This window comes from Xanthomonas sp. DAR 80977, from assembly GCF_041240605.1.
Taxonomy (GTDB): Bacteria; Pseudomonadota; Gammaproteobacteria; order Xanthomonadales; family Xanthomonadaceae; genus Xanthomonas_A; species Xanthomonas_A bundabergensis.
On sequence record NZ_CP162487.1, the window covers coordinates 4,104,989 to 4,121,743 of the forward strand.

General features: G+C 69.3%; 15 protein-coding genes. 3 read left to right on the forward strand and 12 right to left on the reverse strand.

The genetic code is table 11. The features are described from left to right. Positions 1-48: 48 nt before the first annotated feature. The 3 genes from folC to AB3X10_RS17350 all read right to left on the reverse strand — a co-directional run bounded on the left by folC (position 49) and on the right by AB3X10_RS17350 (position 4,638). Positions 49-1,308, reverse strand: coding sequence for a bifunctional tetrahydrofolate synthase/dihydrofolate synthase (gene folC, locus AB3X10_RS17340; protein WP_369976633.1), 1,260 nt, complete (start codon positions 1,306-1,308; stop codon positions 49-51). Between the two features lie 362 nt (positions 1,309-1,670). Further along, a complete protein-coding gene (locus AB3X10_RS17345; protein WP_263110657.1) occupies positions 1,671-2,315 on the reverse strand; it encodes a histidine phosphatase family protein in 645 nt (214 codons plus the stop codon). Positions 2,316-2,484: 169 nt separating this feature from the next. Beyond that, positions 2,485-4,638: a S46 family peptidase gene (locus tag AB3X10_RS17350; RefSeq protein ID WP_369976635.1), complete on the reverse strand. Its 2,154-nt coding sequence runs from the start codon at positions 4,636-4,638 to the stop codon at positions 2,485-2,487. Positions 4,639-4,799: 161 nt separating this feature from the next. On the opposite strand from AB3X10_RS17350, the gene tdh reads away from it, so the two are divergent. Continuing rightward, the gene (gene tdh, locus AB3X10_RS17355) at positions 4,800-5,831 is read left to right on the forward strand and encodes an L-threonine 3-dehydrogenase (RefSeq protein WP_179570610.1); all 1,032 of its coding nucleotides are present in this window, start codon (positions 4,800-4,802) and stop codon (positions 5,829-5,831) included. Between the two features lie 127 nt (positions 5,832-5,958). Here the strand turns inward: tdh and AB3X10_RS17360 are convergent, their stop codons facing one another. The 5 genes from AB3X10_RS17360 to AB3X10_RS17380 all read right to left on the reverse strand — a co-directional run bounded on the left by AB3X10_RS17360 (position 5,959) and on the right by AB3X10_RS17380 (position 10,959). Beyond that, positions 5,959-6,666: a TorF family putative porin gene (locus AB3X10_RS17360; protein ID WP_145701630.1), complete on the reverse strand. Its 708-nt coding sequence runs from the start codon at positions 6,664-6,666 to the stop codon at positions 5,959-5,961. 387 nt (positions 6,667-7,053) lie between these two features. Next, complete coding sequence (locus AB3X10_RS17365) at positions 7,054-8,100, reverse strand: sulfate/molybdate ABC transporter ATP-binding protein (RefSeq protein ID WP_369976637.1); 1,047 nt, start codon at positions 8,098-8,100, stop codon at positions 7,054-7,056. 7 nt (positions 8,101-8,107) lie between these two features. Further along, positions 8,108-9,070 carry a sulfate ABC transporter permease subunit CysW gene (gene cysW / locus AB3X10_RS17370; protein WP_369976638.1) on the reverse strand — a complete coding sequence of 321 codons (963 nt, stop codon included), beginning with the start codon at positions 9,068-9,070 and terminating at the stop codon, positions 8,108-8,110. Position 9,071: 1 nt separating this feature from the next. After that, positions 9,072-9,932, reverse strand: a complete 861-nt coding sequence (gene cysT / locus AB3X10_RS17375; RefSeq protein WP_369976640.1) for a sulfate ABC transporter permease subunit CysT — start codon at positions 9,930-9,932, stop codon at positions 9,072-9,074. A gap of 4 nt (positions 9,933-9,936) precedes the next feature. Further along, entirely contained in the window at positions 9,937-10,959 is a 1,023-nt protein-coding gene (locus tag AB3X10_RS17380; RefSeq protein ID WP_369976642.1) for a sulfate ABC transporter substrate-binding protein, read from the reverse strand. A 199-nt stretch (positions 10,960-11,158) separates the two neighbouring features. On the opposite strand from AB3X10_RS17380, the gene kbl reads away from it, so the two are divergent. Then, the gene (kbl, locus tag AB3X10_RS17385) at positions 11,159-12,361 is read left to right on the forward strand and encodes a glycine C-acetyltransferase (RefSeq protein WP_369976644.1); all 1,203 of its coding nucleotides are present in this window, start codon (positions 11,159-11,161) and stop codon (positions 12,359-12,361) included. Positions 12,362-12,363: 2 nt separating this feature from the next. Next, the gene (locus AB3X10_RS17390; protein WP_369976646.1) at positions 12,364-12,756 is read left to right on the forward strand and encodes an HNH endonuclease; all 393 of its coding nucleotides are present in this window, start codon (positions 12,364-12,366) and stop codon (positions 12,754-12,756) included. On the opposite strand, the gene AB3X10_RS17395 is transcribed toward AB3X10_RS17390, so the two are convergent. The 4 genes from AB3X10_RS17395 to AB3X10_RS17410 form a co-directional block, all read right to left on the reverse strand. Further along, complete coding sequence (locus AB3X10_RS17395; RefSeq protein WP_369976647.1) at positions 12,707-13,543, reverse strand: pseudouridine synthase; 837 nt, start codon at positions 13,541-13,543, stop codon at positions 12,707-12,709. The genes AB3X10_RS17390 and AB3X10_RS17395 overlap by 50 nt on opposite strands. A 43-nt stretch (positions 13,544-13,586) precedes the next feature. Continuing rightward, on the reverse strand, positions 13,587-14,093 hold the full coding sequence (locus tag AB3X10_RS17400) for a hypothetical protein (RefSeq protein WP_369976649.1): 507 nt from the start codon (positions 14,091-14,093) through the stop codon (positions 13,587-13,589). A 290-nt stretch (positions 14,094-14,383) separates the two neighbouring features. Further along, positions 14,384-15,478 carry an OmpA family protein gene (locus AB3X10_RS17405; protein ID WP_145701647.1) on the reverse strand — a complete coding sequence of 365 codons (1,095 nt, stop codon included), beginning with the start codon at positions 15,476-15,478 and terminating at the stop codon, positions 14,384-14,386. A gap of 274 nt (positions 15,479-15,752) precedes the next feature. After that, positions 15,753-16,664 (reverse strand): LysR family transcriptional regulator, encoded by a 912-nt coding sequence (locus tag AB3X10_RS17410; RefSeq protein WP_369976652.1) that lies wholly within the window; start codon positions 16,662-16,664, stop codon positions 15,753-15,755. Positions 16,665-16,755: the final 91 nt, after the last annotated feature.

A 16,755-nucleotide genomic window follows, 5' to 3' on the forward strand; every position in this document is an offset into this window, starting at 1 on the left:
TGGCGGAGTGCCGCAGCGATTATAAGGTCGGGCCGGCGGCGGGCGGGGTCAGCCGGCTGAATGCAGCCAGTGCAAGGCGTCGGCGGCGGTGTGGAACGAGCCGAACACCAGCACCCGGTCGCCCGGCCGCGCCTGCGCCAGGGCCTGCTGCAGCGCCTGCGCCACGCTGTCGGCGACCACGCCTGCGGCCGCGTCGGTGCCGGCCAGGCGCGCCTGCAACTGCGCGCCGCTCTGGCCGCGTGCACCGGACAGCCCGGCCAGGTGCCAGGCATCGACCTGTCCGGCCAGCGCCCGCACCACGCCGGCCGCGTCCTTGTCGGCCAGCGCCGCGAACACCGCGCGGGTGGCGCCGGCGCAGGGCTGCGCCTGCAGCGCCGTCGTCAGTTCGCGCGCGGCCTGCGGGTTGTGGCCGACGTCGACCAGCACCTCCACCCCGTCGCGCACGAACGGCTGCAGCCGCCCGCGCAGCTGCGCGGCGGCGATGCCCTCGGCATAGGCGGTGCGCGGCAAGGTCCTGCGCAGCGCGCGCAACGCGGCGATGGCGGTGGCGGCGTTGGCGCGCTGCACCGGCGCGCGCAGCTGCGGCCACGGCAGCTCCAGCTCGGTGCCGACGTCGCGCCAGCGCCAGTGTTCGGCGTCGATCGGCTCGTGGAAGAAATCGCTGCCGGCGCGGATCGCGTTGGCGCCGATCGCATAGGCGCGGCGCAGCACGCTCGACGGCGGATCGATCTCGCCCAGCACCAGCGGCTTCCACGGCCGCGCGATGCCGGCCTTCTCCGCGCCGATCGCCTCGCGGTCCGCGCCCAGCCAGTCGGTGTGGTCGATGTCGACGGTGGTGATCACCGCCACGTCGGCGTCGACCAGGTTCACCGCATCCAGGCGCCCGCCCAGTCCCACTTCCAGCACCGCCAGGTCCAGCTCGGCCTGCTGGAACAGCCACAGCGCCGCCAGCGTGCCGTATTCGAAATAGGTCAGCGGGGTGTCGCCGCGCGCGGCCTCCACCGCCTCGAAGCCGGCCACCAGCTGCGCATCGCCGGCCTCCTGCCCGCCGACGCGCACGCGCTCGTTGTAGCGCAGCAGGTGCGGCGAGGTGTAGCCGCCCACCGTCCAGCCGCCGGCGCGCGCGATCGCCTCGACGAAGGCCACGGTCGAGCCCTTGCCATTGGTGCCGCCGACGGTGACGACCTTCTTCGCCGGCCGGGTCAGGCCCATGCGCACGGACACCGCGCGCACGCGCTCCAGGCCCATCGCGATGTCCTGCGGGTGCTGCTGCTCGATGTAGGCGAGCCATTCGGGGAGGGTTTTCATCTGCTCGACTCGATTCGACTGATGCACCGGTAGCGGTCAGAGCGCCAGGGCTTTGCTTTGCATTTGCTTTGGCTTCCGAGAGTCCCGTGAGGCACGGCAAGCCGAGCGGACGAAAACCCCGAAGGGGCGGCGCGCACGACGCGCGCCGTTTTTCGACGGCACATGGATGTGCCGCCGAAAAATGTCCGGTCGGCTTGCGCACCCGGAGCGCGCAGCGCGGAGGGCGTGCCGCCCGGGTGTGCTTTCTTTTGGTTACTTTTCTTTGCACAAGCAAAGAAAAGTGACTCGCGCGTCAAGCGCGAAAGCACTTGATTGTGCCTTTGCATCACATCAGCACACCATCGGGAACGAATCGGGAAGACTTACAGGGCCCGATGCTTGGCCTCGCCGAAGAACGGCGTATGGTGCGCGCAGTCGTTCAGCCGCACCACTTCCAGGTGCTCCACATCCGGGCCTTCCAGCAGGTTCAGCGTGGTCGGCGCCTGGCGGAAGCTCCACAGCTTGGCGATCGGCAGGCCCAGCACCCGGCACAGGATCACCCGGTTGACCGCATCGTGCGCCACCACCAGCAAGGTGTCGTCCTCGCCCAGACCCTCGGCGGCGCGGGTCAGGCCGCGCCAGGAGCGGTCCAGCACCTGGCGCAGCGACTCGCCGCCCGGCATCAGCACCGTGTCCGGCTCCTCGCGCCAGGCGCGCAGCCGCGCCGGATCCTTGTCGTTGATCTCGCTGGCGAGCAGGCCTTCCCATTCGCCGTGGGCGATCTCCTGCAGGTCCGGATCGGTCAGCAGCATCGCCTCGCGCTGCGCGCCCAGCGCGTAGCGCGCCGTGCTCTGCGCGCGCGACAGCGGCGAGGCCACCGCGCGGGTCAGCGGCACCTCGCGCAGCCGGGCACCGAGGGCCTGCGCCTGCGCTTCGCCGACCGGCGACAACGCGATGTCGATCTGGCCCTGGTAGCGGCCTTCGGCGTTCCACGGGGTTTCGCCGTGACGAGCGAGCAGGATGCGCATGCGGTGGAATTCCGTTGGGGGAGAGGTTCCCGTCTCGCGAGCGAAAACGGAGCGGCATGATACCTGCTCCGTCGCCGGAAACCCCCGAACCGCATCCCGCTCCGGTGCCGCCGCGTTTAGCGGCGGGCAGGCCGCGCGGCGGCGGCCCTGGCCGCCGCCTGCCCTGGCGTTACTTGGCCAGGTTCAGCTCCTTGAGCAGCCGCGGCGCCGGCGCCACTTCCTGCATGATCCAGTGCAGATAGCGCGAATCGACCGCGATCATCCGGGTCATCGCCGGGTCGAACACCCAGTTGGAACTCACCGATTCCCAGTTGCCGTCGAACGCCAGGCCGACCAGCCTGCCCTGCGCGTCGAGCACCGGCGATCCGGAATTGCCGCCGGTGATGTCCAGGTCGGACAGGAAATCGACCGGCACCGAGCCCAGCCGCTTGTCCTCCAGCCCGCCGTAGCGCTTGGCCTTGGCCGCATCGAGCAGGGCCTTGGGCGAATCGAACGGATCGGCGCCGGTGTCCTTGGCCAGCACGCCTTCCAGCGTGGTGAACGGGGTGTAGGCCACGCCGTCCTTGGGCGCGTAGCCCTTGACGTTGCCGAAGGTGATGCGCAGCGAGGAGTTGGCGTCCGGGTAGACCGATTCGCCCTGGCTCTTCTTGTAGTCGGCCAGCGCCTGCAGGTAACGCGGACGCGCCAGCAGTTCCTCGCCCTCGCGGCGCTTTTCCTCGCGCTCGATCTGCAGCAGCGCCGGCATCAGCGCGACCGCGTAGCGCAGCGCCGGGTCGTCGCTGGATTCGAACGCGGCGCGGTCGGCGCGCAGCCACTTCAGGCGTTCCTCGGTGCTGCCCAACCGGGTGCCGGCCAGGCGCGCGGCCGCGGCCTGCGCATCGGCGCCGGCCAGCCACTGGTCCAGCGCAGGCAGGCGCTGCGCCTTCGGCAGCTTCAGGTACTGCTCGAACCAGTAGCGCTGCAGCTGGCTGTCCATCGCGGCGACGTAGCGGCGCTCCATCTGCTTCTGCGCGCCCTCGATCTCCGGCAGGTCGCGCTCCTGGTAGCCGGGTTCGCGCTCGGCGTCGGGCTTGGCGCGCTCGATCGCCAGGCGGTACAGCGACACCGCGCTGCCGAGCACGCCGGTACGGCGCATCTGGCGCAGGATCAAATCGCGGTCGCGGGTGGCCTTGGCCTGCTCGTCCAGCGCCAGCAGCTGCGCATGCGCCTGCAGCGCGGCACGGCCGTCGCGGCCCTGACGCTTCAGCCAGGCCAGCACCGCGCGTTCCTCGGCCTGCTTCTGCGCGGCCGCGTCGATGCGCTTGAAGCCTTCCAGCTGCCCTTCGTAGTTCTTGGCCACGTTGTTCCAGCTGGCCATGGTCGCTGCGTACTTCACCTGGATGTCCGGGTCCTGCTTGCCGGCCTGCTCGACCAGCGCGATCAGGTCGCGGTACTGGCGGCCGGCGGTGGGATAGGCCCAGTTGGCGGTGGCGTCGAATTCGGAGGCCAGCGCGTAGCGGTTGGTGCGGCCCGGATAGCCGGCCACCATCACGAAATCGCCGGCGCCCAGCGGCTGATCGGCGAACTTCAGGAAGTGCCTGGGCTGGTACGGCACGTTGTCCTTGGCGTAGGCGGCCGGCTTGCCGTCCTTGCCGACATAGGCGCGGTAGAACGAGAAATCGCCGGTGTGGCGCGGCCACATCCAGTTGTCGACGTCGCCGCCGAACTTGCCGATCCCCGACGGCGGCGCGTAGGCCAGGCGCACGTCGCGGATCTCCAGGGTGCGGAACAGCCGGTAGGTATTGCCGCCGGAAAAGCTGTACAGCTCGCAGCGGTAGCCGGCCTCGGCTTCGCAGGCCGCGACCTGGGCCTTGTCGAAGGCCTCCAGCGCCTGCGTGCGCTTGAGCGCGTCGCTGCCGGCGGCGGCCATCGCCGCCTTGGCCTGCTCGGTGACGTCGCTGATGCGGTCGAGCACGTAGATGCGCGCGTTCGGCCCGGCGCTGAGCTCGGCACCATTGCTGGCCGCGCTGAAGCCGTCGCGGATCAGGTTCTTCTGCGGCGTGGAATTGAGCTGGATCGCGCCGTAGGCGCAATGATGGTTGGTCACCACCAGGCCCTGCGGGGACACGAAGCTGGCGGTGCAGCCGCCCAGCGACACCACCGCACCCATCGGATCGCCGGTCAGGTCGGCCAGTTGCTGCGGCGACAGCTTCAACCCGGCCTGCTGCAGCGGGCCGGCGATATCCGGCAATTGCTGCGGGACCCACATGCCTTCGCCGGCATGGGCGGCCGGGGCACAGGCCAGGGTGGCGACAACGGCGACAGCCAATAGATTCGAACGCATCGAATGGATTCCTTCGCGACTAACGTTAGACAGTCGTTAGATTGTAACGAATGCAACCGATGCCGCGACCGTGACCAACGGCACCCCGCACGCGCCGCAACATGGCCGCGTCCGCGGCCGGCTTATACTTCGCGCCCTCTCAACCCGAGTCTTGCACCGCCATGGCGCAAACAATGAAGGCGCTGGTCAAGCGCGACGCAGCCAAGGGCATCTGGCTGGAACAGGTGCCGGTGCCGGTGCCCGGCCCCAACGAAGTGCTGATCAAGCTGGAGAAGACCGCGATCTGCGGCACCGACCTGCACATCTACCTGTGGGACGAGTGGAGCCAGCGCACCATCAAGCCCGGCCTGACCATCGGCCACGAGTTCGTCGGCCGCATCGCCGAACTCGGCTCGGCGGTCAGCGGCTACCAGGTCGGCCAACGCGTCTCGGCCGAAGGCCACATCGTCTGCGGCCACTGCCGCAACTGCCGCGGCGGCCGCCCGCACCTGTGCCCGAACACGGTCGGCATCGGCGTCAACGTCAACGGCGCCTTCGCCGAATACATGGTGATGCCGGCCTCCAACCTGTGGCCGATCCCGGACCAGATCCCGTCCGAGCTGGCCGCGTTCTTCGACCCCTACGGCAACGCCGCGCACTGCGCGCTGGAGTTCGACGTGATCGGCGAGGACGTGCTGATCACCGGCGCCGGCCCGATCGGCATCATCGCCGCCGGCATCTGCAAGCACATCGGCGCGCGCAACGTGGTGGTCACCGACGTCAACGACTTCCGCCTCAAGCTCGCCGCCGACATGGGCGCCACCCGCGTGGTCAACGTCGCCAACACCTCGCTGAAGGAGGTGATGGCCGACCTGCACATGGAAGGCTTCGACGTGGGCCTGGAGATGAGCGGCAACCCGCGCGCGTTCAACGACATGCTCGACTGCATGTACCACGGCGGCAAGATCGCCATGCTCGGCATCATGCCGCGCGGCGCCGGGTGCGACTGGGACAAGATCATCTTCAAGGGCCTGACCGTGCAGGGCATCTACGGCCGCAAGATGTACGAGACCTGGTACAAGATGACCCAGCTGGTGCTGTCCGGCTTCCCGCTCGGCAAGGTGCTGACCCACCAGCTGACCATCGACGAGTTCCAGAAGGGCTTCGACCTGATGGAGGAAGGCAAGGCCGGCAAGGTGGTGCTGAGCTGGTGACGCCTGGCGCGGCGGCGGCGATGCCGCCCGCTGCGCCGCCGGGGCATGCGTCTCGGCCGGCCTGGCGAGCATGCAAAAAAGAAGGGCGCCGCAAGGCGCCCTTCTTCGTTCACGACGGTGCAGCGGATCAGAACGCGATCGTCGCCGAGACCGCGAAGCGGTGGTCGGCCAGCTTCTTGGTGAAGTTCTGGTTGCCCTTGTCGTCGGTGTCGTAGTAACCCACGCTCAGCGCCAGCGGACCGACCAGCTTGCCGACGCTGACGCTGTAGTCGGTGTAGTCCTGGTACTGCGCCAGCGCGCTGGCATAGGTGGTGCGGCCGACGTGCGCGCCGATGCTGAAGTCGTTCGGCAGCGTCCAGTTCCCGTCCAGCGCGTAGTAGAAGCTGTCCTCGTCCAGGCCGTAGACGTCGTCGGTGTAGGCGACGGTCAGCGCGTAGGTCTTCAGGAACTTGGTCTTGGTGATCAGTTCGTTGTAGTTGGAACCGCCGGCGCCGGGATAGCCGTAGCGGTTGACCATCACGTCGAAGTTCCAGTTCTCGGAGAAGTCGACGTTGTAGCCGATGAAGCCGTCCACTTCCCAATCCGGGTCGCCGGCGCCGAAATCGACGTTGGAGCCCCAGGTACCGACATACAGGCCGAACGGCGAGGTGTAGGTGAGGCCGGCCTGGAAGGCGGGACCTTCGTTGGTCTGCGAGACGCCGCGGAACACGTAGTCGCTGACCACGCCGTAGGAGCCGGTAATCGGCGAGGCAGCGGCCTCGTCCTGGGCCAACGCACTCAGCGGGGAGGCGGCCAGCGCCACGGCCAGGGCGACACCAAGCTTGATCTTGTTCACCGGTCATTTCTCCTACGGTTTGACGAGGGGTGGTTCCAGCACGCTGCTCTTTGCTGGCTTCACACTTTTTTAACCGGTTTTTTCTTGCAGTGCAACACTTTCAAGACAAACCAAGTCATCGCAGGCCTTGCGCCTGCTTCCTTCGGGTCAGACCTTGTCTACGCCATGCGCCCGCGGTCCGCGCCGCGTCAGCGGGCCGGCATGCCTTTCATCTTTGATTGCCGGCCGGAAGCACTGTGGGAGCGACTTCAGTCGCGACGGGCCTTCCCGGTAACGCGCGTCGCGACTGAAGTCGCTCCCACAGAAGTCGCTTCCGCACATGCCGTCGAGTGCGAAGACGACGGTCGAGACGCGCAAGCGCCGTGGCGCGCCGTATCCCCGAATCCCCTACCCGCGCTGCTGCGCGAACACGCCGAAGCGGCGCGCACTCAGCTGCAGCACCTGGCCTGGCGCGTAGCGTGTTGCGCCCTCGCCCGCCGGCAGCTCCACGTCCACTTCGTCCTGGCCATGCGCCAGCTGCGCGCGCAGGCGCAGGCGCGAGCCGCTGCGCTGCGAGGACAGCACCGTCGCCGCCCAGCCGCTGTCGCTGGGCGCCAGGTCTTCCGGGCGCACGTACAGATCGACCGGGCCGCTGGACAGCGGCGTGTCCGGCGCCGGCAGCGCCAGCCCGGCGACCTGCAGCTGGCCGTCGTGCAACTGCGCCGGCAAGCGGTTGACCGCGCCGACGAAGCCGTACACGAACGGCGACACCGGGCGGTCGTAGACGTCGGCCGGGCTGCCGAGCTGCTCGATGCGCCCGCGATTGAGGATCGCCACGCGGTCGGCCAGCTCCAGCGCCTCTTCCTGGTCGTGGGTGACGAACACCGTGGTCAGTCCGGTGCGGTCGTGCAGCTCGCGCAGCCAGCGCCGCAGGTCGCGCCGCACCTGCGCGTCGAGCGCGCCGAACGGCTCGTCCAGCAGCAGCACGCGCGGCTCGATCGCCAGCGCGCGCGCCAAGGCCACCCGCTGGCGCTGGCCGCCGGACAGCTGGGTCGGATAACGCGACTCCAGCCCGTCGAGCTGCACCAGCGCGAGCAGTTCGGTCACCCGCGCACGGATCGCCGGCTCGGGCAGGCGCTCGGCGCCGCGGCGCACGCGCAGGCCGAAGGCGATGTTGTCGCGCACCGTCATGTGCCGGAACAGCGCGTAGTGCTGGAACACGAAGCCGACCCGGCGCGACTGCACCGGCAGGCCGGTCGCGTCCTCGCCGTCGATCAGCACGCGCCCGGCGTCGGCATGTTCCAGCCCGGCGATCACCCGCAGCAGCGTGGTCTTGCCCGAGCCGGACGGCCCCAGCAGCGCCAGCAGTTCGCCCTGGCGGATGTCCAGGCTGACGTCGTCGAGCGCGGCGAAATCGTCGAAACGCTTGCCCAGGTGCTGTACGCGGATGGTCATCGCAACCTCAGTGTCGGTGATTGGCGGCCAGCGATTCGCCGTGGCGCCATTCCAGGTAGGACTTCAGCGCCAGGGTCAGCAGCGCGGTCAGCGCCAGCAGGCTGGCGCAGGCGAATGCGGCGCTGTAGGCGTATTCGTTGTAGAGGATCTCCACGTGCAGCGGCAGCGTGTTGGTGCGCCCGCGGATATGCCCGGACACCACCGACACCGCACCGAACTCGCCCATCGCCCGCGCGCTGCACAGCAGCACGCCGTACAGCAGGCCCCAGCGGATGTTGGGCAGGGTCACCCGCCAGAACATCTGCCAGCCGTTGGCGCCCAGGCTCAGCGCGGCCAGTTCCTCGTCGCTGCCCTGCTGCTCCATCAGCGGCATCAGCTCGCGGGCGATGAACGGGAAGGTGACGAAGGTCGTCGCCAGCACGATGCCGGGCAGCGCGAACACGATCCGCGGCAACTGCAGCAGCACCTCGCCGAACACCGGCAGGTGCAGCCGCCAGCCCTCGTCGATCAGCGGCCAGGCCCAGCCGTTGCGGCCGAAGATCAGGATGAAGACCAGGCCGGCGACCACCGGCGACACCGAGAACGGCAGGTCGATCAGGCTCACCAGCAGGCGCTTGCCGGGAAAGCGGTGCTTGCTCACCGCCCAGGCCGCGGCCACGCCGAACACCAGGTTCAGCGGCACCACGATCGCGGTCACCAGCAGGGTCAGGCGGATCGCCGCCAGCGCATCCGGATCGGAGATGGCCCGCCAGAACACGCCCAGCCCGCCGCGCACTGCCTCGACGAACACCAGCAGCAACGGCAGGAACAGGAACGACAGCAGGAAGCCCAGCGCACCGAGGATCAGCAGCGCCTGCACCCACCACGGCTCGGTGGTGACCGACGCGGCGCGGCGGCGGACGGCAGGCGGCGATGCGCTCAACGCATTCTCCGAAAACGGGACGCTCAAGCTGGACACGGTATCGTTCATCTCAATGCGCCGCCAGGCCGCGCCGCGCGAACCGCGCCTGCACGCCATTGACCACCAGCAGCATCAGCAACGACAGCAGCAGCATCGCCGCGGCGATCGCGGTGGCGCCGGCGTAGTCGAATTCCTCCAGGCGGATGGTGATCAGCAGCGGCGCGATCTCGGTCGCGTTGGGCAGGTTGCCGGCGATGAAGATCACCGAACCGTATTCGCCGACGCCGCGCGCGAAGGCCAGCGCGAAGCCGGTCAGCACCGCCGGCCACAGCCCCGGCAGCACCACGCGGCGGATGGTCTGCCAGCGGCCGGCGCCGAGCGTGGCGGCGGCCTCTTCCAGTTCGCGCTCGGCCTCGGCCAGCACCGGCTGCACGATCCGCACCACGAACGGCAGCCCGACGAACACCAGCGCCACCACGATGCCGAGCCGGGTGTAGGCGATCTTCAGTCCCAGCGGCTCCAACCACTGCCCGACCCAGCCGTTGCCGCCGTACAGCGCGGTCAGCGCGATGCCGGCCACCGCGGTCGGCAGCGCGAACGGCAGGTCGATCATCGCGTCGAACAGGCGCTTGCCGGGGAAGCGGTAGCGCACGAACACCCAGGCCACCCAGGTGCCCATCACCGCGTTGAACGCGGCGGCGACGAACGCGGTGCCGAAGCTGACCCGCAGCGCCGACAGCACCCGCGGCTCGCTCCACACCTGCCACACGCCATGCCAGCCCAGGCCGCTGGTCTTGAGCACCACGCCCAGCAGCGGGATCAGCACCACCAATCCCAGCCACGCAAGCGTGATCCCCAGGCTCAGGCCGAGCCCGGGGATCACCCTGCGCCGCGACGGGGATCGCGCGACCGCGGCGGCATTCACTCCCATCGCGTCACTTGCTCGCCTGGATCTGGTCGAACAGGCCGCCGTCGTCGAAATGCTCGGCCTGGGCCTTGGCCCAGGAGCCGAAGGCCTTGTCGATGGTGACCAGTTGCACCTTCGGCAGGCGCGCCACGTCGGCGCGGTCGGCGTACTCGGGATGGCGCGGACGGTAGTAGTGCTTGGCCGCGATCTTCTGCCCTTCCGGCGAATACAGGTACTTCAGGTATTCCTCGGCGACGTCGCGGGTGCCGTGCTTGTCCACGTTCTTGTCGACCACCGCCACCGACGGCTCGGCCAGGATCGACAGCTTCGGCACCACGATCTCGAACTTGTCCTTGCCCAGCTCTTCCTGCGCCAGGAACGCCTCGTTCTCCCAGGCCAGCAGCACGTCGCCGATGCCGCGCTGGACGAAGGTGGTGGTGGCGCCGCGCGCGCCGGTGTCCAGCACCGGCACGTTGCGGAACAGCGCGCGCATGTAGCCGAGGATGCGCTCGCGGTCGCCCTTGAAGATGTGGTCGGCATAGGCCCAGGCGGCCAGGTAGTTCCAGCGCGCGCCGCCGGAGGTCTTCGGGTTCGGGGTGATCACCGACACGCCGGTGCGCAGCAGGTCCGGCCAGTCCTTGATCTGCTTCGGGTTGCCCTTGCGCACCAGGAACACGATGGTGGAGGTGTACGGCGCGCTGTTGTCGGGCAGGCGCTTGGCCCAGCCCGGATCGATCAGCTTGCCCTTCTCGGCGATCGCATCCACGTCGTAGGCCAGCGCCAGCGTCACCACGTCGGCCTCGACCCCGTCGATGACCGAGCGCGCCTGCTTGCCGGAGCCGCCGTGCGAGGTCTCCACGGTGACCTTGTCGCCGCTGTGGGTCTGCTCCCAGTGCTTGGCGAAGGCGGTGTTGTAGTCGCGGTACAGCTCGCGCGTGGGATCGTAGGACACATTGAGCAGTTGCACGTCGCGCGCGGCGGCGGTGCCGGCGAACGCGCACAGCGCGAGCGCGAGCAGCGGGCTGAATCGGCGCGGCAGGAGGCTGGGCATGGGCGGTTCTCCGGAAGTGGGGACGGGGGCACGGGCGGTCCGGCCATGCGAGCCACGGCCAGTGCGCCATGCTGCGCAGCCGCATGGGTCCGGTGAAATGACTTCGCCGCCGATGCTTATGCCATTTGTGCATGACGCCCGCCGACCTTCGCACAGGCCGCGTTAAAATCTCCGCTTCTTCCGCCTGCGCGTGCCCGTCATGACCGATTCCCGCCTCACCCAGCACTACGCCGACGAACTGGACGCGATCCGCGCGCAGGGTCTGTTCAAGTCCGAGCGCATCATCGTCGGCCCGCAGGCGGCCGAGATCGTGCTGGCCGACGGGCGCCGCGTGCTGAACTTCTGCGCCAACAACTACCTGGGCCTGGCCGACCACCCGGCGCTGATCGCCGCGGCCAAGGACGCGCTGGACAGCCACGGCTTCGGCATGGCCTCGGTGCGCTTCATCTGCGGCACCCAGGACCTGCACAAGCAGCTGGAAGCGCAGATCGCCGCGTTCTTCGGCACCGAGGACACCATCCTCTACGCCGCCTGCTTCGACGCCAACGGCGGCCTGTTCGAGCCGCTGCTCGGCGAGGCCGACGCGATCATCTCCGACGCGCTCAACCATGCCTCGATCATCGACGGCGTGCGCCTGTGCAAGGCCAAGCGCTTCCGCTACGCCAATTGCGACATGGCCGACCTGGAAGCGCAGCTGCAGGCCGCCGACGCGGCCGGCTGCAAGACCAAGCTGATCACCAGCGACGGCGTGTTCTCGATGGACGGCTTCATCGCCCCGCTGGACCAGATCACCGCGCTGGCGCGCAAGTACGGCGCGCTGGTGCACATCGACGAATGCCATGCCACCGGCTTCCTCGGCGCCAGCGGCCGCGGCTCGGCCGAGGTCAAGGGGGTGTTGGACCGGATCGACATTTTCACCGGCACCCTGGGCAAGGCCATGGGCGGCGCGCTGGGCGGCTTCACCACCGGCAGGCGCGAGGTGATCGAACTGCTGCGCCAGCGCTCGCGCCCCTACCTGTTCTCCAATTCGCTGCCGCCGCACGTGGTCGCCGCCGGGATCAAGGCGTTCGCGATGCTGGACGCGGCCGACGACCTGCGCGCGCAACTGGTCGAGAACACCCGCCACTTCCGCGAGCGCATGGCCGCGGCCGGCTTCGACATCAAGCCCGGCACCCACCCGATCTGCCCGGTGATGCTGTACGACGCGCCGCTGGCGCAGCGCTTCGCCGAGCGGCTGCTGGAGGAAGGCATCTACGCGATCGGCTTCTTCTTCCCGGTGGTGCCCAAGGGCCAGGCGCGGATCCGCACCCAGATCAGCGCCGCGCACACCCGCGAGCAACTGGACCGGGCGATCGACGCGTTCGTGCGGATCGGTCGCGAATTGAACGTCATCCCCGCCTGAGCATGCGGGCGGTCCTGCGCCAACGGCTGTTGCTGGCGGCGCAGACCGACGCGCAGGCGCAGGCGGTGGACGGCGGCTGGGAGACGCGCTGCCTGCATTGCCGCCGGCGCCTGCGCCTGCGCGCCGACGGCGAGCCGCTGGGCCACAGCACGCTGGAACACGTGGTGCCGCAGGCCTGGTTCGGTCGCCGCGCGGCGGCCGCGCTGTGCGGCCTGGCCGGCGGCGATGCGAACGCTGCGCGCAATCTGGCCTTGGCCTGTGCCGGCTGCAACCATGCCAAGGGCCGCCATCACGATGCGCGCGGCCCGCAGGACGCGCGCGCCCGCGAGGTGGTCGCCGCCCTGCTCAGCGCGCGGCTGGCGCGCTGGCGTCCGCCGCCGGCGCCAGCGCCCTGACTTCGTCCGCGCTGAGCTCGCGCCAGGCGCCCTTGCCCAGTTCGCCCAGCGCCAGATCGCCGATCGCCACCCGCACCAGGCGTAGCACGCCCAGGCCCAGCGCCTCGAGCAGGCGCCGGATCTGCCGGTTGCGGCCCTCGTCCAGCACCACTTCCAGCCAGGCGTGCCTGTCGCCCTGGCGCAGCAGCCGCGCCTGCTTGGCGCGCAGCGGCTCGCCGTCGGCGACGACGCCGGCGCACATGCGCGCCAGCAACGCCGCGTCGGGCAGCGCATCGACCTGCACGTGATAGGTCTTGTCCGGGCCGCTGGCCGGGTCGGTGACCCGCGCCGCCCATTGCGGATCGTTGCAGAACAGCAGCAGCCCTTCGCTGGCCTTGTCCAGGCGCCCGACCGGGGCCAGCCAGGGCAGCCCGGCGCCGTCGAAACAGCGGTAGACGGTGTCGCGGCCGCGCTCGTCCTGCGCGGTGGTGACCAGGCCGCGCGGCTTGTTGAGCATCAGGTAGATGCGCTGCGTGGCGGCCAGCGCCACGCCATCGAGCGCCAGGCGATGACGGCCGCGCAGGATCGGGAATTCGGGATCGGTGACGGTGCGGCCGTCGACCGCGACGCGGCCGGCGGCGATCCAGCGCGCGGCCTCGGTGCGCGAGCACAGGCCGAGCTTGGACAAGGTGCGCGCCAGGCCGTGGCGGGCCTCGCCGGCCGCCGCGGCGCGCGGCGCCCGCGAGGCACTGGCCGCCGGCGGCGGCGTGCGCGATGCGGGGCGGCGGGAACGCGAAGGAGGTTTCACCGCGCGCTTCGTACGCAGGCGCGGTCGCGACCGCGCGCGGCGCTTACTGCTTGTCGACCGGCTGCGCCGCGTCGGGCGCCGGCGCGGCGGCAGGCACGGCGGCGGCGGCCGGACGCGCCTTGACCACGCGCACGCCGCGCGCCTTCATCCAGGCGTCGAACTCCTCGGCGGTCATGCGCTTGCCGTTCTGGCTCATGTCGAAGCGCCACGGAGTGTTGTCGAACGCCGTCGTCGGCTTGTAGGCGGCCGGATCGTTCGGCTTCACCGCAGCGCCGGCCGGCATCGCATTGGCCAGGCTCTGGCAGCCCTCGGCGCGCAGGCGCAGCAGCACCCGGTCCAGCGACTGGTCGCTGCTGTAGGCCTGCGCCAGCACGCCGCTGGGCATGCCCAACTGCAGGTTGCGCGTGTACAGCTCGGAGGCGACCGGCGCGCCGACCGTGGCCGGCAACGGCAGCGGCTTGGGCAGCACGTCGCCGGAGCAATCCGGTGCGGCATGGGCGGCAGGAATCAGGGCAAGGCCAAGCAGGCCGGCCGTAACGATACGCAGCATCGGTTTTTTCCATTCAGGCGAGACGTCGCCGCGAGTGTAGGCAGGGCCAGGCGCAGTTTCAACCGATACCGGCACTGCATGCGCTAAATAATTGGGAAGGCTGAAAAAGTTCAGCTTGGCAAAGAGCTTTTTGCCGCCCCTGTAGGAGCGGCTTCAGCCGCGACATTGGCCTTGCCGGCGAGGGCCTGTCGCGGCTGAAGCCGCTCCTACAGAAGCGCGCAATGCTTCCGGGCGCACAAAAACAAAGCCCGGCGCGAGGCCGGGCTTTGCTTGAAGCATGAAGCGTCCGATCAGTTCTGGACGTTCAGCTCGGTACGACGGTTCTTCGCACGGCCTTCCGGGTTGTCCGAACCATCCGGGTTGGTGTTCGGCGCAATCGGGCGGCTCTCGCCGTAACCGATCGGACCGACCAGACGCGAAGCGTCCACGCCGTTCTTGGTCAGGTAGTCATACACGGTGGTCGCACGGCGCTCCGACAGCTTCTGGTTGTAGGCGTCGGTACCCTTCGAGTCGGTGTGACCGGCAACCTCGACCTTCAGGTCGGGGTAACGCTTCAGGATCTCGGTGGCCTCGCTCAGGATCGCGATCGCGTCCGGACGCAGGGTCGACTTGTTGAAGTCGAAGTTGACGCCCTTCAGGTCGATCGAGACCGGCACCGGGCAACCGTCCGGACCGATGGTCTGGCCAGGCTGGGAGGTCGGGCACTTGTCGTCGCAGTTGTTGACGCCGTCACCGTCGTCGTCCAGGTCCGCGCAGCTCGGGGCAGCGGTCGGGGCCGGAGCGGCAACCGGGGCCGACGGCGGCGGGCCGAGCGGGATCACGACGCCGACCGAGGCCAGCACGTCGCCGAACCAGTTCTCGGACGGAGCGGCAACGCTCTGGTCGTCGAAGTCAGCGCGGTAGGCCACTTCGGCACGCACGGCAACGCGCTTGTCGAAGGTGGTCTGCAGGCCGACGCCGGCCTTGGCGGCGAAGTTGCCGTCCTTGCGCTGGCCCGGGGACACGGCGCCGCCGGTGTCGAACTCTTCTTCCGAGCGCTGGTAGCCCAGGCCGAACAGCAGGTACGGGTTCCAGCCGCGGCCTTCCTGGATGAAGTGGCGACGCAGGTCGAACGAGATGCCGTACTGGCTCCAGTTCAGGTCCTGGTTGGCGTCGAAGTTCGGGTTCTGATAGTTCAGTTCACCGTCGATCGACCAGTTCGGGCTGACGAACTTGCCCAGGCCCAGGGTGACGAACGGGGCGTCGTTGGTCAGACGGTCGTTGTCCTGGAAGTTGAAACCAGCCGAACCGGTCAGGTACCAGCGGTCGTCGAATTCCTGTGCGGACGCTGCCTGGGCGACGGCCAGACCGCCCAGCAATGCGGCGGTGAGAATTTTCTTGTTCATTAATACAGCTCCTTGTTTCGGGGATATAGAAACCGATAGGGCATGGTTCAGTACAGATGTCTCGTCACATCCAGACGGCCGTTCCGCACGCCATCGCCGCGCACATTATGCTCGGCATGGTGAAGACCGCGTTAACAGGCACGTAACATGTGAAACCCATGACCAGACCTTCAGCGGTCGTGGATACACCGTATACAGCTTCATGAAATGATGCAATGCGGTGCCTGGCGGCCGTCCGCGCCTGTAGACAGCGTGCCGGCCTGGCACGGCGGTCTCACTCCAGGCGCTCCCAGGGCGGCGGATCGGCCAGCTGAACCTGCATGAACTCCACGAAGGCACGCACCCGCGGCGGCACCAGCCGGCGTTGCGGCATGACCGCGTGGATGCCGGTTTCGGCGAGCGCGTACTGCGGCAGGACCTGGCGCAGGCGCCCGCGCCGCAGGTCATCGGCCACGTGCCAGACCGAATGCAGGGCGATGCCCTGCCCGTTCAACGCGGCGTCGCGCAGCACTTCGCCGAAGTTGGACTCCAGCGGACCGCTCACCCTGACCGCGACCTCGCCCTCGGCGCCATACAGGCGCCAGGTGTCCTGGCGGCCATCGGCGCCGGTCAGCAGCAGGCAGGCATGTGTGGCCAGATCCGCCGGCGTCGCCGGTTGGCCGTGGCGATGAAGATAGTCGGGAGAGGCGCACAGCACGCGGCGGTTGCCGGCCAGGCGCCGCGCCACCAGGCTGGAATCGCGCAGCGCGCCGATCCGGATCGCCAGATCGAAGCCCTCGCTGACCAGATCGACCACGTTGTCGCTCAGGTGCACGCTCAGGCGCACCTGCGGATGCAGGGCCATGAACTGCGGCAGCAGCGGCGACACGTACTGGCGCCCGAACGAGGCCGACATCGTCACCCGCAAGGTGCCGGCGGCGGCACGGCCGGCCTCGCGCAGGCCGCCGGCCAGTGATTCCAGGTCCTCGACCAGCGCGCGCCCCTGCTCGGCCAGCTGCAGGCCTTCGGGCGTGGGATGCAGGCGCCGCGTGGTCCGGTGCAGCAGGCGCACGCCGAGCTCGCGCTCGAGCCGCTGCAGGCGCTGGCTGGCGACCGCCACCGACAGGTCCAGGCTGCGCGCCGCGGCGCTGATCGAGCCCAGGTCGAGCACGCGCAGGAACAGCGCGATGTCGCCGATCCGGTCCATTTTATGGATTCCGTTGAAAGTCACTCAACATCTTGCCAGTTTCTACTGATAAAGCGTGCTCCTAGGCTGTGCTCTTCCCGCTGCCCTCCGG

Excerpts from the sequence above, each read along its gene's own strand:
- AB3X10_RS17350 (WP_369976635.1), bottom strand. The coding sequence starts at position 4,638 with ATGCGTTCGAATCTATTGGCTGTCGCCGTTGTCGCCACCCTGGCCTGT.
- AB3X10_RS17410 (WP_369976652.1), bottom strand. The coding sequence starts at position 16,664 with ATGGACCGGATCGGCGACATCGCGCTGTTCCTGCGCGTGCTCGACCTG.
- tdh (WP_179570610.1), top strand. The coding sequence starts at position 4,800 with ATGGCGCAAACAATGAAGGCGCTGGTCAAGCGCGACGCAGCCAAGGGC.
- AB3X10_RS17345 (WP_263110657.1), bottom strand. The coding sequence starts at position 2,315 with ATGCGCATCCTGCTCGCTCGTCACGGCGAAACCCCGTGGAACGCCGAA.
- cysT (WP_369976640.1), bottom strand. The coding sequence starts at position 9,932 with ATGGGAGTGAATGCCGCCGCGGTCGCGCGATCCCCGTCGCGGCGCAGG.
- folC (WP_369976633.1), bottom strand. The coding sequence starts at position 1,308 with ATGAAAACCCTCCCCGAATGGCTCGCCTACATCGAGCAGCAGCACCCG.
- kbl (WP_369976644.1), top strand. The coding sequence starts at position 11,159 with ATGACCGATTCCCGCCTCACCCAGCACTACGCCGACGAACTGGACGCG.
- AB3X10_RS17390 (WP_369976646.1), top strand. The coding sequence starts at position 12,364 with ATGCGGGCGGTCCTGCGCCAACGGCTGTTGCTGGCGGCGCAGACCGAC.
- AB3X10_RS17405 (WP_145701647.1), bottom strand. The coding sequence starts at position 15,478 with ATGAACAAGAAAATTCTCACCGCCGCATTGCTGGGCGGTCTGGCCGTC.
- AB3X10_RS17400 (WP_369976649.1), bottom strand. The coding sequence starts at position 14,093 with ATGCTGCGTATCGTTACGGCCGGCCTGCTTGGCCTTGCCCTGATTCCT.
- cysW (WP_369976638.1), bottom strand. The coding sequence starts at position 9,070 with ATGAACGATACCGTGTCCAGCTTGAGCGTCCCGTTTTCGGAGAATGCG.
- AB3X10_RS17365 (WP_369976637.1), bottom strand. The coding sequence starts at position 8,100 with ATGACCATCCGCGTACAGCACCTGGGCAAGCGTTTCGACGATTTCGCC.
- AB3X10_RS17380 (WP_369976642.1), bottom strand. The coding sequence starts at position 10,959 with ATGCCCAGCCTCCTGCCGCGCCGATTCAGCCCGCTGCTCGCGCTCGCG.